Annotated in this window: 18 protein-coding genes; 10 read left to right on the plus strand and 8 right to left on the minus strand. The window is 54.8% G+C overall.

Annotated elements, in window-relative coordinates; all coding sequences use genetic code 11:
• Positions 1 to 6 precede the first annotated feature (6 nt).
• Entirely contained in the window at positions 7 to 513 is a 507-nt protein-coding gene (locus LGL98_RS17365) for a hypothetical protein (RefSeq protein WP_136029686.1), read from the minus strand.
• Positions 514 to 1253: 740 nt separating this feature from the next.
• Between LGL98_RS17365 and LGL98_RS17370 the strand changes: the two genes are divergently transcribed.
• Positions 1254 to 1466, plus strand: coding sequence for a biofilm development regulator YmgB/AriR family protein (locus LGL98_RS17370; protein WP_023288897.1), 213 nt, complete (start codon positions 1254 to 1256; stop codon positions 1464 to 1466).
• 82 nt (positions 1467 to 1548) lie between these two features.
• On the plus strand, positions 1549 to 2103 hold the full coding sequence (locus LGL98_RS17375) for a helix-turn-helix transcriptional regulator (RefSeq protein ID WP_136029662.1): 555 nt from the start codon (positions 1549 to 1551) through the stop codon (positions 2101 to 2103).
• A gap of 42 nt (positions 2104 to 2145) precedes the next feature.
• Here the strand turns inward: LGL98_RS17375 and LGL98_RS17380 are convergent, their stop codons facing one another.
• Positions 2146 to 2880: a MerR family transcriptional regulator gene (locus tag LGL98_RS17380; protein WP_025711778.1), complete on the minus strand. Its 735-nt coding sequence runs from the start codon at positions 2878 to 2880 to the stop codon at positions 2146 to 2148.
• A gap of 154 nt (positions 2881 to 3034) precedes the next feature.
• Positions 3035 to 4246, minus strand: coding sequence for a diguanylate phosphodiesterase (locus tag LGL98_RS17385; RefSeq protein ID WP_136029664.1), 1212 nt, complete (start codon positions 4244 to 4246; stop codon positions 3035 to 3037).
• A 329-nt stretch (positions 4247 to 4575) separates the two neighbouring features.
• Here LGL98_RS17385 and ycgZ point away from each other — a divergent pair, with 329 nt between their 5' ends.
• From ycgZ to LGL98_RS17400, 3 genes are all read left to right on the plus strand, one after another.
• Positions 4576 to 4821, plus strand: coding sequence for a regulatory protein YcgZ (gene ycgZ / locus LGL98_RS17390; RefSeq protein ID WP_025711780.1), 246 nt, complete (start codon positions 4576 to 4578; stop codon positions 4819 to 4821).
• Positions 4822 to 4947: 126 nt separating this feature from the next.
• Positions 4948 to 5253, plus strand: coding sequence for a hypothetical protein (locus LGL98_RS17395; RefSeq protein ID WP_136029665.1), 306 nt, complete (start codon positions 4948 to 4950; stop codon positions 5251 to 5253).
• 51 nt (positions 5254 to 5304) lie between these two features.
• Positions 5305 to 5571 carry a biofilm development regulator YmgB/AriR family protein gene (locus LGL98_RS17400; RefSeq protein ID WP_136029666.1) on the plus strand — a complete coding sequence of 89 codons (267 nt, stop codon included), beginning with the start codon at positions 5305 to 5307 and terminating at the stop codon, positions 5569 to 5571.
• A gap of 123 nt (positions 5572 to 5694) precedes the next feature.
• Here LGL98_RS17400 and pgl read toward each other — a convergent pair whose 3' ends face one another.
• On the minus strand, positions 5695 to 6690 hold the full coding sequence (gene pgl / locus LGL98_RS17405) for a 6-phosphogluconolactonase (protein WP_136029667.1): 996 nt from the start codon (positions 6688 to 6690) through the stop codon (positions 5695 to 5697).
• Positions 6691 to 6918: 228 nt separating this feature from the next.
• On the opposite strand from pgl, the gene LGL98_RS17410 reads away from it, so the two are divergent.
• Positions 6919 to 7737 carry a pyridoxal phosphatase gene (locus LGL98_RS17410; protein ID WP_136029668.1) on the plus strand — a complete coding sequence of 273 codons (819 nt, stop codon included), beginning with the start codon at positions 6919 to 6921 and terminating at the stop codon, positions 7735 to 7737.
• Here LGL98_RS17410 and modC read toward each other — a convergent pair whose 3' ends face one another.
• The 4 genes from modC to LGL98_RS17430 all read right to left on the minus strand — a co-directional run bounded on the left by modC (position 7738) and on the right by LGL98_RS17430 (position 10553).
• Positions 7738 to 8796 (minus strand): molybdenum ABC transporter ATP-binding protein ModC, encoded by a 1059-nt coding sequence (gene modC, locus LGL98_RS17415; protein WP_136029669.1) that lies wholly within the window; start codon positions 8794 to 8796, stop codon positions 7738 to 7740.
• A gap of 2 nt (positions 8797 to 8798) precedes the next feature.
• Positions 8799 to 9488 (minus strand): molybdate ABC transporter permease subunit, encoded by a 690-nt coding sequence (gene modB / locus LGL98_RS17420; RefSeq protein WP_136029670.1) that lies wholly within the window; start codon positions 9486 to 9488, stop codon positions 8799 to 8801.
• Positions 9488 to 10261: a molybdate ABC transporter substrate-binding protein gene (gene modA / locus LGL98_RS17425; RefSeq protein ID WP_136029671.1), complete on the minus strand. Its 774-nt coding sequence runs from the start codon at positions 10259 to 10261 to the stop codon at positions 9488 to 9490. The genes modB and modA overlap by 1 nt, the downstream gene beginning before the upstream one ends.
• 142 nt (positions 10262 to 10403) lie before the next feature.
• A complete protein-coding gene (locus tag LGL98_RS17430) occupies positions 10404 to 10553 on the minus strand; it encodes an AcrZ family multidrug efflux pump-associated protein (RefSeq protein WP_025711788.1) in 150 nt (49 codons plus the stop codon).
• A gap of 152 nt (positions 10554 to 10705) precedes the next feature.
• On the opposite strand from LGL98_RS17430, the gene modE reads away from it, so the two are divergent.
• The 4 genes from modE to galT all read left to right on the plus strand — a co-directional run bounded on the left by modE (position 10706) and on the right by galT (position 15316).
• Positions 10706 to 11494: a molybdenum-dependent transcriptional regulator gene (modE, locus tag LGL98_RS17435; protein ID WP_136029672.1), complete on the plus strand. Its 789-nt coding sequence runs from the start codon at positions 10706 to 10708 to the stop codon at positions 11492 to 11494.
• A gap of 67 nt (positions 11495 to 11561) precedes the next feature.
• Positions 11562 to 13034 carry a molybdate ABC transporter ATP-binding protein ModF gene (modF, locus tag LGL98_RS17440; RefSeq protein WP_136029673.1) on the plus strand — a complete coding sequence of 491 codons (1473 nt, stop codon included), beginning with the start codon at positions 11562 to 11564 and terminating at the stop codon, positions 13032 to 13034.
• Between the two features lie 209 nt (positions 13035 to 13243).
• Positions 13244 to 14260 (plus strand): UDP-glucose 4-epimerase GalE, encoded by a 1017-nt coding sequence (gene galE / locus LGL98_RS17445; protein WP_136029674.1) that lies wholly within the window; start codon positions 13244 to 13246, stop codon positions 14258 to 14260.
• Positions 14261 to 14269: 9 nt separating this feature from the next.
• On the plus strand, positions 14270 to 15316 hold the full coding sequence (gene galT, locus LGL98_RS17450) for a galactose-1-phosphate uridylyltransferase (RefSeq protein WP_025711792.1): 1047 nt from the start codon (positions 14270 to 14272) through the stop codon (positions 15314 to 15316).

A 15316-nucleotide genomic window follows, 5' to 3' on the forward strand; every position in this document is an offset into this window, starting at 1 on the left:
GGCGAGTTAGCGGAAGCTCCACTGAATACTGATCACAAACACGCTGGGAATAATAATGCCGCTTTCAACGGCGAAATAGTCGGTAAAGTTATACTGGATGGCATGGTAAATATAGGGTGAAAAGCCAATCCCGGTGGCGTCCTTAAAATCTTTATAAGAGCCATGATCGCCGCAATGTTCGAAGGCGTCGAAGAAAAATTCGCCGGTGTAACCGTATACCCCTTTAAAGGTCCACCCATTGCCGTTGTGGTACCAGTCTCTTCTGACCCCCAGCGCCAGGCAGCGATCGTCGAAACTGTTATTCATAGTGCCAACCAGCAAGCTGTATTTCGAGTCTTCAGAGAATTTTCGCTCCACGGAGAAAAAGTGATTTTCAAAATTCTCGGTATATTGCCCGTGGTTATTGGTCAGATGGTAGACATAGGAACCGGTATTGACCGAATAGAGGTTAATTTCCTTCGCCTGCGCAACAGTGGCTAACCCGGCCAGGAGCATCACGCTTTTACCGCGCATCATCCCTCCTCAGTCCTCTATGCCTGCCCATGGACAGAACGCGTGTGCTGTATTTACCGGTCGTTATGCTGATATAAGTCCCGACAGGGAAATGGGGAAAATAGATGACGATGCAGAACAGCAACGTCGTTATTACAAAGCGTAGCACACGCTTTCTCCGTCCACAAAGTGGCCGGGTCGTGCAATGACTGCGGTTTTTCCTTTACTTTGCTGTGCAAAAAACAAACAAATCCTCAACCATTTTCCGCTATCATTGGGGTCCGACGCGGAAGTAAGCCACCTGTCGACGACAGAGTTGCTGTGTACCCCCTTCCCGCGTCGGCACTCTTTACCTGATTACCTGACGCGGCACCGGTAACAAATATTAAATATTTTCTTCCTCTCTGCCGTCGGCCCCCCGTCCCCCTGGTTTTACATAGCTATCCTGCACAAACTCGCTTTTTTGTACAAGTTCAAAAAACAAAAAATAACTTTAAAATCAATGAGTAAAAACACACACTAAAAATAAGCCGTTACGTTGTACATATCATCACAAAAAAAGTTGTACATAACAGGATCACCGTCTATAGTTTTGGAGTGTTAACTGCTTGTTGCGCAACAAAGCGGGAATGCTTAGCGGTTGCGCGGTGAGTGTGGTGGTGGTTCCTGGTTTTGCATTTCCTGTTCTTGACTTTGTGCGTACCAACGGTACGCCGCGACTTTTATTGTCAGTTTGCTTTATACGTGGGAGAGTTCGAGCTATGCATATTAAAAATACCATTCCAGCAGAGTTTGTGTTCAATTCAGCCCTGATGAAAAATATTGAAAATACGCTCATTAAGCAGCACAGAACGATAAATAATGAGCGAATGATTACGGAGATCCAGCATCGTCTGCAAACGGAAAGTAATGAAATACTCTCCGACCTCTATCTGCAGGCGCTGGATATGCTGTACAGCAAACCTCATCATTAAATAACTCCGCCGTGCTGGCAGCAGGCTTTGCCCTGCTGTATCGGCACGCCTGGGTTTCTATCGGCTAACTGGGGCAAAAAAAATGTCACACCATGATACTTGCTATCGTTCTGAGCATTACGACCTGTGGTTTGATAATCGTTTTCTTCTCTACGGGATGTCGCTGATCCTGAATACCCTGCCGGCATCTTACTTTCGTAAAAAACATGTTTTCTTTACCAGCGACAATTATTTTGCGGTACTACAGCACGATTATAACCGTCGGGATACGTTATTTATTCTTTTAACCGAAGGCAACGATCTTAATTTTCTTAGTGAACTGCCCATGCTGCGCTTACCGGCAAATTCGACGCCAGAAGAGTTAAAAATATTCCTGCATCAGCCCACTCGCTATTACAAAACACACCCGGCGCCGGGCGCCTCAGTGCAGTTTACCGAGCGGGAAAAGAAAGTTATTCAGCTTATCAGCAATGGCGAAGCGGTCGCCAGCATTGGTCGGTCACTCAATCTGCATATAAAAACCATTTATCAGATCCGGCTGAATCTCATTAAAAAGCTCGGCTGTAGCGGTAGAACCGATTTTTTTAATATCAGCCGCAGTGAGACCTTTAAATCCTGGAGTCAGATCCACCTGTAACCCGGCGCAAAAGTCCTGGCCTGTACAAGCAGGTCAGGACGATTAATTATTCCCGTGAAAATGGATGCTGAAGCCCTGCTCCTGCCAGTGGCTCAGCAGCTCTTCCTGCAGTGGCGTGGCAGCGCGTCCGGTCCAGACGAAGATATGCTGCCCGGGGAAAAGCTCGGGCCGCGGCGACTCCAGCGGTTCGGCGAGGACGTTCACATGCCAGCCGCGCTGGGAAAGACGCCATGCCTCCAGCCACAAACGCGTCCGGTCTTCATTACTCCAGCCCACCAGCAACGTCTCTTTGCCATTTTTTTTACGCGCTTCGGCGAGGAACAGCGCTACGCAGTCAATGAGCAGACCGTCCAGCAGGCTGCTAATCACCAGCGAGGTATTCTGATCGAGCTTGAGGCGCTGACGTACCGGCACTAACAGGCTGTCAATGAGGGTATCGACGGGGTGTTGATGACTCAGCGCCATTAATTTGGCGCGGATTCTGGCGGGCTGCATATATCGGAGAATAGACATCATCTCTTCCTGAAGATGCGCGGATTCGTCGCGCGCCACCGGCAGGTTATCCTCCAGCAGCGCCTTGACTTTTCCCACGGACACGCCGCGCTCTATCCAGCGCTTGATCTCTTCAATGCGCAGGATATCTTCTTCATCAAACTGTCGATGCCCGCCTTCGCTGCGTTGCGGTTTCAGTAGACCGTAACGCCGCTGCCAGGCGCGCAGTGTGACCGGATTGATTCCGCAACGTTCGGCGACTTCACCGATACTGTAAAACGCCATAGCAGCCTCACATCAACCTGATACTTAATGCCTAAACTAACGAATTCAGGCATCCTGTACAACTCTATTTTCTTGTACAGATAAAGATATCAGGTTGTGGCTCACAGCGCGCGGGAAAAAAGATGAAAAAATATTTAGTTGATTTCGCAGTGGATCATTTCTTCTCCGGCCATGCGACGGCGGGCAGGCCACCCAGGCGAGCGCCAGCGAATAAATTTCCCTGAAACTGCGAAATACCCGCAGACTCCAGCCACATCCACTCTTCAGCACGCTCAACGCCGACGGCAGAGACGGCAATTTCCAGCGAAAAACAGCATTTGATAATAGCCTGTACAATCGACTGGCGCGGCCCATCCTGATGGATGTTGCGGATCAGCTCATGGTCAATTTTAATTCGGTCGGGCTGGTAGTGCGCCAGCAGCGACAATCCGGCAAACCCGGCGCCAAAGTGATCGATAGCAAGATTAATTCCCGCCCCCTTCAGTTTACGTACCGCATCGGTAAAGTCATCCATCCGTGAAATGACCTCCCGCTCGGTAAACTCGACAATAATCTGCTCCGGAATCAGATCATTGCGGCTAATCTCATCGAGCAGGAAGGCTACCGCATTGGGCACTTTGACCAGCGTCATCGGCAGCAAATTAATGCTTAATGCCTTATTACGTAAACCTAATTTACCCGCCAGCGACAGTGCGACGCGTTTACTGTGCAGGTCGGCGAGATAAATATCATCCCCGGCCAGGCCGGCAAAATAGGCGCCTGGAGACTGTCCGTCCGGGGTGCGCAATAGCGCTTCCCACGAAATAATTTCGCAGGCGAAAGGGTCGACAATCGGCTGGAAGGCAAAGGAACAACCTTCCGTATTATCGATAATCGGGGTAGCAGGATAGAAGGTATCCTTATCAGGAATAAAAACCCAACTATCGGCGGAAGGAATCTCAAAATAGTTCGCTTTTTCTGTGGATTCGACAAAAGTACGGAAAAATTGCAGCGCCCGGTCATCATAGGCGAGCTGATATTTTGTCGTCCCCCGGTCCATCACCGCCTGCAGAACTTCCTCGCGATCGTGTTCACGTAAATCAAACAGTTCCATTCCGACCTTACCAAAACGACGGGACGGCGCATAATCGCAAAGCAACTCCACCAGATTATAGTGGCGAGGATCCTGGCAAATATGCTGATAAATATCCTGTACGCTTTCTTCAGGCCCTTCAATGAGTTGGAAAAAATGAGTCCCGTTAAAAAGTAAAATACCGGTGACATCCGCCTGCCCATTTCTCTCGTTTGCCTTGGCAACCATGGCCTCGATCGATTTGAATGAGACATTGTCGCAGATATGGCTGCGATAAATGATGGTGGTTAGCATAGTGATTCCAGATGGGAGGGATAAGCATTCACAGTAGCAGTTATCAGGCTAATCGTCTTGTAAAACAACGTTTGTCTTAACAAAAAAGATACACTACAAACCCACACTTTGTGCAAGGTTTTTTTTCATTTTTCTATCCTTGTACAACATGCAACGTTAAACCCTGCCTTTACAGCCTCAAAAACAATCAAATAAGAACAATTATTCCATTTAAAATCAATAAATTAATAACATTAGTAGCATTATTGCGCAACTTTCTATGTACAAGTTAATAATTATTGTATAAGTTTATTGGCAGTTAACAGATGAGTGAAATTTAAGGAGCACATATGCAGCAGAATGGTTACATTCCAGATACAGCGAACGCAATTGCCCAGTATTTCAATAAAGCATCGTTACCTTCCCAACAGGAGACGCTGGGTCAAATCGTGATGGATATTCTTAATGAAGGACGCCATCTCAACCGCAAGGCGCTGTGTACCAAACTGTTGAATCGTCTTGACCGCGCCCGTGCTCCCGAGGAAGAGAGCCATTATCAAACCTTAATTGGTTTGCTGTTTGCCGGCCAGGAGTAATGTCATCGATCGTCGCCTGATGCAACAGCCGCAGCAGAGGTGGGGCGATCGCTGTCCATAAACCTGCTGCTAACCTGAATGACCATTCGCCCATTCAGGAAAAGAGTGGCATGCAGAGAGACGGTTATGAATAGCAGTGAAACTGAGGAAATAACCGATGAAATCATCGGCGAGGCGGTTCTTGCGCTTCTGAAAACGAATCGCCCGATTACCACCCCAACCCTGCTGGTCCGACTTCGGTTGATGCAGGCCACGGAATCCGATCGCCAGCGACGAAAAATCATCGCGGCGGTGATCGAAGAAATTTGCGCAAAGCTAGCCCAACAACGCAAGCAAGCGCCTTTGCAGGTAAAGAAAATTAATGGCCGTTGGGAATCCAGAGGATCGCTGGCGCAAGGCAATACGGCGTCGGAAGCTAAAAAAATCCACTGAATTTCCCAACCATGTTAAATAAAACAAAGTGAGAATGTGATGAGACAGACAATGCATCAGCAACCAGATATTTACGCAGGACTGCAGGACACGGCGCTCTCAGACTTTTTCCGTAACGCCGGCGATAAACTGGTTGATGAGTCCGCCGTTATGTCGCTCGCTATCAACAGTATTCTTCAGTCCGAGGGCCATTTGAACAATAAAGCCATCATTTTATGGCTGATTCAGGCGCTGGAAACGACAGATGACGTGGTCACAGCAGACGTGATCCGTAAAACACTGGAGATTGTCGTCGGCTACACCATGGACGATATCTAAGGCCGCCGCGCTTCTTGTCCGCCAACACAGCACCTTCCCCTCAGAGCCTGTCCGTTCTGATCAAAAAACCTCGCCACTGCGAGGTTTTTTCCTTTATTACCGTCTGTATTACCGCCTGACGGATCAGTGGGCGTTGACCACCACCCACATTGGGCCCTGTCCAACCGCATAGCGGCCTTTCTCCTGCAGTAGCCCCTGCTCGCCGGCAATTTCATACACCGCGATATGGTGCGATTTCTGCCCTGCCGCAATCAAATACTTACCGCTGTGATCGAGGTTAAAGCCACGTGGCTGGGTTTCGGTCGGCTGATAGCCTTCAACAGCCAACACGCTGCCATCTTCCGAGACGCTAAATACCGTGATGATGCTGGCGGTACGATCGCAGGCGTACAGATGACGGCCATCCGGAGTGATATGAATATCCGCCGCCCAACGCACGCCGGTGAAATCCTGCGGCATCATATCCAGGGTTTGTATACATTCGATGTTGCCATTGGGATCTTTCAGCTCCCAGACGTCAACTGAGCTGTTCAGTTCATTGACGCAGTAGCCATACTGCTGGTTCGGATGGAATACCATGTGGCGTGGGCCAGCGCCCTCGACGGTAGTCACTTCCGCTGGCTCCTGAGCGGAGAGGAAACCATCATCGCTGAGGGTAAACAGGCAGATGCGATCCTGCTTCAGCGCAGGCACCCACAGGGTGCGATTGTCCGGGGAGATATTGGCCGAGTGGCAGCCTTCCAGACCTTCCACCACCGTGACGGTTTCGCCCGGCAGACCATCCAGCAGCGGCGTCACGCTAACGCAGCCCTGATTATAGGAGGCACTGAACACAAAGCGGCCGTGATGATCGGTAGAAATATGGGTCGGGCTGCCCGGCAAGGCCGCTTCACCAGCAAAGGTTAATGCCCCGTTATCCGGCGTGATGCGATAGGCCAGCACGCGAAACTCCGGACGAACGCCAACGTACAGAAACTCCTTGTTGGGGCTGACCACCATCGGCTGGACCTGCCCTGGGGCATCAACCACCTGCACCAGCGTCAATCTGCCGTCCGCTTCAAGACTCCAGACATGGATTTGTTGGCTTTCCGGGCTGGCGGTATAAACGGTTTGTTTCATGACTACTCCTTCCCTCACTGCACGTGGATTTTTCATTTTCAGGATAATAGCACCCTGAAAATTATAAGACATCCGCCCATGATACTCGCATCGTCCGCCGAATTTCCGCCGGGCAGCGGCACAAAGGGCATACAAAAATTGACGGCAGATGTGGAAAAATTGGTCCTGACGCCATGGCGGTGTACCATCATGGCCAGGTCACTTTTCAACATCAACCGGAAATAACACATGACAACACGCGTGATTGCCCTGGATTTAGACGGCACCCTGCTCACCAGCAAAAAAACCATTCTGCCCGCTTCGCTGGCAGCGCTCGCCCGCGCCAGGGAAGCAGGCTATCAGGTGATCGTCGTTACCGGACGTCATCACGTCGCGATTCATCCTTTTTATCAGGCACTGGCTCTCGATACACCTGCAATTTGTTGTAATGGCACCTATTTGTATGATTATCACGCAAAAAAGGTTTTGGCTGCCGATCCTATGTCGGTGGAACACGCTGTCAGCCTGACGACTATGCTCGCCGAACAGCAGATCCACGGTCTGGCGTATGTAGATGATGCCATGCTTTACGAGCAGCCCACCGGACACGTGATCCGGACCCGCAACTGGGCGCAGGCGCTACCGGAGGATCAGCGCCCGGTCTTCACTCAGGTCGACTCGCTGGCGCAGGCGGTTCGCGAAGTCAATGCGGTGTGGAAATTCGCCCTCACCGACGACGATATTCCCCGCCTTCAGCGGTTTGCGCAACAGGTCGGCGAGACGCTGGGCCTCGAGTGTGAATGGTCCTGGCACGATCAGGTGGATATCGCCCGCGCCGGCAACAGCAAAGGCAAACGCCTGGCGCAATGGGTGGCCGACCAGGGACTGTCGATGCAGGATGTGGTGGCCTTCGGCGATAACTACAACGATCTTAGCATGCTGGAAGCGGCGGGCACCGGGGTGGCGATGGGCAATGCGGTGGACGACGTTAAAGCCCGCGCCAATGTGGTCATCGGCGATAATGAGTCCACCAGCATCGCCGAGTTTATCTACCGCCAGTTGCTGTAATCAGGCGGCAATCGACACGCTTTTGATCTGAGCAAAAACCTGCTGGCCTGGCGCTATCGCCAGGTCGTCCCGCGCCCATGGGCTAATCCTGGCCCATAGCAGACGGCCACTCACTCTGAGCTGCACCTCAATCTGTCCGTTGACCTCCAGACACTGAACCACCTCGGCGCGCAAGATATTACGAATACTGGTCCCTGACGGTTGCGCTAACGTCAGCGAGACGTCCGATGCCTGAATGCGGATCCTCGCACTCTCCCCGGCGGGACGATCGAGTCGGTTGACCCACAGCAACTGGTCCCCCAGCGCCAGGGCCGTCATCGCATACTGCGGGTGCTGCGCGGCGACAGTGGCGCTGAGGATAGTGCTTTGCTGTTCCGCCGGCAGCCAGGGGTGCATAACGCTGCTGCTCCAGACCTCCTCCAGCGGACCGAAAGCCTTCACCTTTCCGGCCTCCAGCACCAACACGCGATCGGCCAGATGCTGGATCTCATCCAGCGAGTGGCTGACGTAAAGCATTGGAATATGGATCTCCTGCGCCAGCCGCTGCAGGTAGGGCAGCAGCTCGCGTTTGCGCGGGATGTCCAGCGAGGCCAGCGGCTCATCCAGCAGCAGCAGCTCCGGCGCGGTCAGCAGGGCGCGGCCGATGGCCACACGCTGCTTTTCGCCGCCGGATAACCGGCCTGGCAGGCGATCCAGCAACGGCGCAATCCCCAGCAGGTCCACCAGCTTATCGAACTGGTTGACCATGGATTTCGCCATCCCATACTGCAGATTGCCGCGCACTTTATAGTGGGGAAACAAGCGTGCATCCTGAAAGACATAGCCGATACGGCGCTGCTCCGGCGCCAGGCAGATACGCTGCGCGGTGTCGTTCAGCACCCGGCCATTGAGAACGATCCGCCCCGTCTGCGGACGGGTCAGGCCGCTGATGGCGTTGATCAACGAGGTTTTGCCCGCGCCGGAGACGCCAAAAATGGCGGTGATCCCGCTGGCAGGCAGGGTTTCACGGATCTGCAGGCAGTGGCTGCCGAGGGTCTGGGTAAAGTCCAGCTCCAGCATCGTTATCCTCCCATGCGCTGGCGACTCACGCGGGCCAGCCATTCCGAAATCAATAGCGAGACCAGTGCCAGACCGATGGCGATAATACAGAGGCGGGCCGCCGCCCCCTCCCCGCCCGGGGTTTGAATCAAGGTGTACATCGCCGAAGGCAGGGTGCGCGTTTCACCGGGAATATTGGAGACGAACGTGATGGTCGCGCCAAACTCCCCTAACGAGCGGGCGAAGGCCAGCACCGTGCCGACAATAATCCCCGGCAGAGTCAACGGCAACGTAATGGTGAAAAATACCCGCCAGCGGCTGGCCCCGAGGGTTCTCGCCGCTTGCTCCAGTTTGACGTCCACCCCTTCCAGCGCCAGGCGAATGGCGCGCACCATCAGCGGGAAAGACATCACCGCCGCCGCCAGCACCGCCCCGCGCCAGCTGAAGGCAAAGCTTATGCCGAACCAGTCATACAACCAGCTGCCAATAAACCCGCGTCGTCCCATGGCCACCAGCAGCAGATACCCCACCACCACCGGCGGCAGCACCAGCGGCAGATGGAGAATACTGTCGAGCAGGGCCTTGCCGGGGAAGGAACGCCGTACCAACAGCCAGGAAAAAAAGATCCCGAAGGGTAAGCTCAATACCACCGCCAGGGAGGAGACTTTCAGGCTCAGCAGTACCGCCTGCCATTCGGGTTCGCTCAGAAACATCAGTGAGTGGTAAATCCGTAACGTTTAAAGATAGCGGACGCTTCCGGCCCTTTCAGGTAGTCGTAGAAGTCGCTCACGGCCGCGTTGCGGTGACCATCGACAATCGCCAGCGGGTACTCGACTTTCTGATGCGAGGCTTCCGGGAAGGTGCCGACCACTTTCACCCCTTTGCTGGCTACGGCATCGGAGCCATAGACAATCCCCAGCGGCGCTTCGTTACGCTCCACCAGCGCCAGCGCACCGCGAACGTCTTCAGCCGGGGCGAGCTTCGGCGACAGCGTTTCCCAGGCACCGAGTTTCTGCAGCGCTTCTTTGGCATAGATACCGGCCGGGACATGCTGCGGATCGCCCACCGCCAGACGGCTTCCATTCAGTAGGCTGGTCCAGTTGGTTTTCTCATCAATGGTTATCGCCCCCTGCTCGCTGGCTTTTGGCGCGACCACCACCAGGCTGTTGCCAAGCAGGGTCGTACGGGTCGTCGTATCAATGGCTTTTTTCTCTACCGCGTAATCCATCCATTTCTGATCGGCGGAGATAAACAGATCCGCCGGCGCGCCCGCTTCAATCTGCCGCGCCAGCGTCGACGACGAGGCAAACGACGACACGACATCGACGTTTTTCTCTTTCTTATACGCCTGGGCAATATCCTGCATCGCGTTGGTTAACGACGCGGCGGCGAAAACGGTCACTTTCCCCTCTTGCGCCAGCGCCTGCCCGGCGACGAACAGTGTGAGTGATGCCCCGATAAAGCCGCGTAACCAAGAACCTGCCATCTGAATCTCCTGTCAATTCGTTATGTAGTCAATAATATAACGGTAAGCCCGGTTTTTTTATAGTGACTCAGAACAATAAAATGAAGGGAAAAGATAGAGGAGGGAAATAGCACAGCGCCCGGTTAAACCGGGCGCCGGGAAATCAGTGATTTTGCTGGCTACGATCTTTACGACTTACACCGGAAAAGACGTTGAACACTTCGCCGAGGCCGTAAATCAACCCCAGGATCACCGCCATCACCACCGGTACCATGATGACCGCAAAAACCAGACTTTTCAAAAGCTCTAACATGGTTCACTCCAGATAGTACGATACCCTGATTGTAACGGTTTCAGCCGAAAAAACACGCCCCATTTGTGCGGTGGGGAGTAACAAAACCGCGCAGAGGCATTTTGCAACACGGTCACTATCAGTCACAATACGCTTTTTGTCAGGATACGATTATGCAGGCCGAAATTCTTCTCACCCTTAAGCTACAGCAGCGCCTGTTTGCCGATCCCCGGCGGATCGCCCTGCTTAAACAGATTGACCAGACCGGTTCGATAAGCCAGGGGGCAAAGCACGCGGGCATCAGCTATAAGAGCGCATGGGATGCCATCAACGAAATGAACCAGCTCAGCGAACAGCCGCTGGTGGATCGCGCTACCGGGGGGAAGGGCGGCGGTGGCGCGGTGCTGACCCGCTATGGGCAGCGCCTGATCCAACTGTACGATCTGCTGGCGCAGATCCAGCAGAAAGCCTTTGACGTTCTCAGCGATGACGATGCCCTGCCGCTGGACAGCCTGCTGGCGGCCATTTCACGCTTTTCTCTGCAAACCAGCGCCCGTAACCAGTGGTTCGGCACTATCACTGGTCGCGACCGCCAGCGGGTGCAGCAGCACGTCGAGGTGCTGCTGGCCGACGGGCAGACGCGCCTGAACGTCGCCATTACCGCGCAGAGCGCGGAGAAGCTGGGGCTCGATGAGGGTCAGGAAGTACTGGTGCTGCTAAAAGCGCCCTGGGTCGGCATCACCCTTGACCCGGAAGTGGCTCGCCAGGCCGATAACCAGTTGCCCGGCCGCATCAGCCATCTCGAATGCGGTTCCGGGCAGTGCGAAGTGCTGATGACCCTGGCGGACGGCCAGACCCTGTGTGCCACCCTGCCACAAGCGCAAACGTCTGGCCTGGCGGAAGGGACGGAGGCGATCGCTTACTTCAATGCCGATCGCATCATTCTCGCGACGTTATGCTAACCCCATTGACAATACGCGCCTGAAGACGTATCCCTGATGCACATCGCTGCAAAAAATGGGATACATCATGTCATCATTGCAAATTTCGCAAGGCACGTTTCGCCTGAGCGATACAAAAACCTTAAAAATAGACCACCTGCACGTGACAACAGGTGAAAGCTGGGCGTTTGTCGGCAGCAATGGCAGCGGCAAATCTGCCCTCGCGCGGGCGCTTGCCGGCGACCTGACCTTGCTCAGCGGACAATGCGAAAGTCAGTTCTCACGCGTGACCCGCCTCTCCTTCGAACAGTTGCAGAAGCTGGTCAGCGACGAGTGGCAACGCAATAACACCGACCTGCTCAGCCCCGGTGAAGAAGATACCGGTCGCACCACGGCGGAGATTATCCAGGATGAGGTGAACGATCCAGCCCGCTGCGCGCAGCTTGCCGAACAGTTTGGCATCAGCGCCCTGCTGAACCGCCGGTTTAAGTATCTGTCGACCGGCGAAACGCGCAAGACTTTACTGTGCCAGGCGCTGATGAGCGACCCGGAACTGCTGATCCTCGACGAGCCTTTCGACGGCCTCGACGTCAACTCCCGCCAGCAGCTGGCTGCCCTGCTGGCCGACCTCCACAGCGCCGGCATCACCCTGGTGTTGGTTCTCAACCGCTTCGATGAGATCCCGGCGTTTGTGCAATTCGCCGGCGTGCTGGCAGACTGCACTCTCATCGACACCGGCCAGAAGGCGTCCCTGCTGCAGCAGGCGCTGGTCGCTCAGCTGGCGCACAGTGAAAAACTGGACGGCATCACCCTGCCAGAGCCGGATGAATTGCCAGCCCACCATGCGCTGGTAGACTCAGCGCCGCGTATCGTGCTCAATGACGGCGTGGTATCCTATAACGATCGACCGGTCATCAACCATCTCTCATGGACCGTGAACCCGGGGGAACACTGGCAGATCGTCGGCCCCAACGGCGCCGGTAAATCCACGCTGCTGAGCCTTATCACTGGCGATCATCCGCAGGGCTACAGCAACGATCTCACGCTCTTTGGCCGCCGTCGCGGCAGCGGCGAGACCATCTGGGACATCAAAAAGCATATCGGCTACGTCAGCAGCAGCCTGCATCTGGACTACCGGGTCAGCACCAACGTCCGCAACGTCATCCTGTCGGGCTACTTTGACTCTATTGGCATTTACCAGGCGGTTTCCGACAAGCAGCACAAGCTGGTGCAACAGTGGCTGGATATCCTCGGCATTGATAAACGCACCGCCGACGCGCCGTTTCATAGCCTATCGTGGGGCCAGCAGCGGCTGGCGCTTATCGTCCGCGCGCTGGTGAAGCATCCCACCCTGCTGATCCTCGATGAACCGCTGCAGGGGCTAGACCCCCTCAATCGTCAGCTGGTACGCCGCTTTGTCGACGTACTGATTGGCGAAGGCGCCACGCAACTGTTGTTTGTTTCACACCATGCCGAAGATGCCCCGGACTGTATTACCCACCGTCTGGCGTTCATTCCCAGTGGAGACGGTTACACTTATCAGCTCGGCCCCGTGGCCTGACGCCCTCTGCCAGGGGTCGCAAGATCGCTGGCATTTTTCAGAAAAATAGCGCCAAACAAACATAATCTATTGAATTAAAATGAAAAATATAAAAATTACGCTATTTACACCTCAAGTGTAAACGATTCCACTAACTTGCCCTATGTCACACTTTTCACTTCTTTGATATGCTATCTTCCTCACAAACGATAAGCCGAATGGAGCGAATCATGAAAGTTCTGGTTACAGGTGGTAGCGGTTACATTGGAAGTCATACCTGCGTTCAACTGCTGCAGCAGGGACATGAGGTGGTGATCCTCGACAATCTCTGCAACAGCAAGCGCAGCGTACTGCCGGTGATTGAACGTCTCGGCGGCAAAGAAGCCACCTTTATTGAAGGCGATATTCGTAACGAAGCGCTGATGACGGAGATCCTCCACGATCACGCCATTGAGGCAGTGATCCACTTCGCCGGGCTGAAAGCCGTCGGGGAGTCCGTCGCCAAGCCGCTGGAATATTACGACAATAACGTCACCGGTACACTGAAATTAGTCTCTGCGATGCGCACCGCTGGCGTGAAGAACTTCATCTTTAGCTCCTCCGCTACCGTCTATGGCGATCAGCCCAAAATCCCGTACGTAGAAAGCTTCCCGACCGGTACCCCGCAAAGCCCCTACGGCAAAAGCAAACTGATGGTGGAACAGATCCTGACAGACCTGCAGAAAGCCCATCCCGAGTGGAGCATTGCGCTGCTGCGCTACTTCAACCCGGTCGGCGCCCACCCGTCGGGCGACATGGGGGAAGACCCGCAGGGGATCCCGAACAACCTGATGCCCTACATCGCCCAGGTCGCCGTTGGCCGTCGCGAATCGCTGGCCGTTTTTGGTAACGACTACCCGACCGAGGATGGCACTGGCGTGCGCGATTATATCCACGTGATGGACCTCGCCGATGGCCACGTCGCGGCGATGGAAAAACTGGCTGACAAAGCCGGAGTGCATATTTACAACCTTGGCGCCGGCGTCGGCAGCAGCGTGCTCGACGTGGTCAATGCTTTCAGCAAGGCCTGCGGCAAACCCATTAACTACCATTTCGCGCCGCGCCGCGATGGCGACCTCCCGGCCTACTGGGCGGACGCTGCCAAGGCCGACCGCGAGCTGAACTGGCGCGTGACGCGCAACCTGGACGAAATGGCGCAGGACACCTGGCACTGGCAGTCCCGTCATCCGCAGGGTTATCCAGACTAAGGAACCTTCATGAGCGTATTTAACCCCGTTGACCATCCACATCGTCGTTATAACCCGTTAACCGGGCAGTGGATTCTGGTTTCTCCGCATCGCGCCAAGCGCCCCTGGCAGGGGGCGCAGGAAACGCCGGCAAAACAGACCTTGCCGGCCCACGATCCGGACTGCTTCCTGTGCCCGGGCAACACCCGGGTAACCGGCGACACCAACCCGAATTACACCGGTACCTACGTATTTACCAACGACTTTGCGGCCCTGATGACCGACACCCCGGACGCACCGGAGAGTGACGATCCGCTGATGCGCTGCCAGAGCGCCCGCGGCACCAGTCGGGTGATCTGCTTCTCGCCAGACCACAGCAAAACGCTGCCGGAACTGAGCCTTGAAGCGCTGGAAGGCGTGGTTAAAACGTGGCAGGAACAGACCGCGGACCTCGGGAAAAGCTACCCGTGGGTGCAGGTCTTTGAAAACAAAGGGGCAGCGATGGGCTGCTCCAACCCTCACCCGCATGGTCAGGTGTGGGCCAATAGCTTCCTGCCCAATGAAGCGGAACGAGAAGACCGTCTGCAGAAAGACTATTACGCCGCACAGGGCCAGCCGATGCTGCTGGACTATGTGCAGCGCGAACTGGCCGACGGCAGCCGCACGGTGGTCGACACCGAGCACTGGCTGGCGGTGGTGCCCTACTGGGCCGCCTGGCCGTTCGAAACCCTGCTGTTGCCGAAAGCGCACGTGCAGCGTATTACCGATCTCACCGACGCCCAGCGCAGCGATCTGGCGCTGGCGTTGAAAAAGCTGACCAGCCGTTACGACAACCTGTTCCAGTGCTCATTCCCCTACTCCATGGGCTGGCACGGCGCGCCGTTTAACGACGAAGACCATAACCACTGGCAGCTTCATGCCCACTTTTATCCGCCGCTGCTGCGCTCCGCGACGGTCCGCAAGTTTATGGTTGGCTACGAAATGCTGGCCGAAACCCAGCGCGATCTGACCGCCGAGCAAGCTGCCGAACGACTGCGCGCCGTCAGCGACGTCCATTTTCGTGAATCCGGAGTGTAA

Source organism: Klebsiella africana (assembly GCF_020526085.1).
Lineage (GTDB): Bacteria > Pseudomonadota > Gammaproteobacteria > Enterobacterales > Enterobacteriaceae > Klebsiella > Klebsiella africana.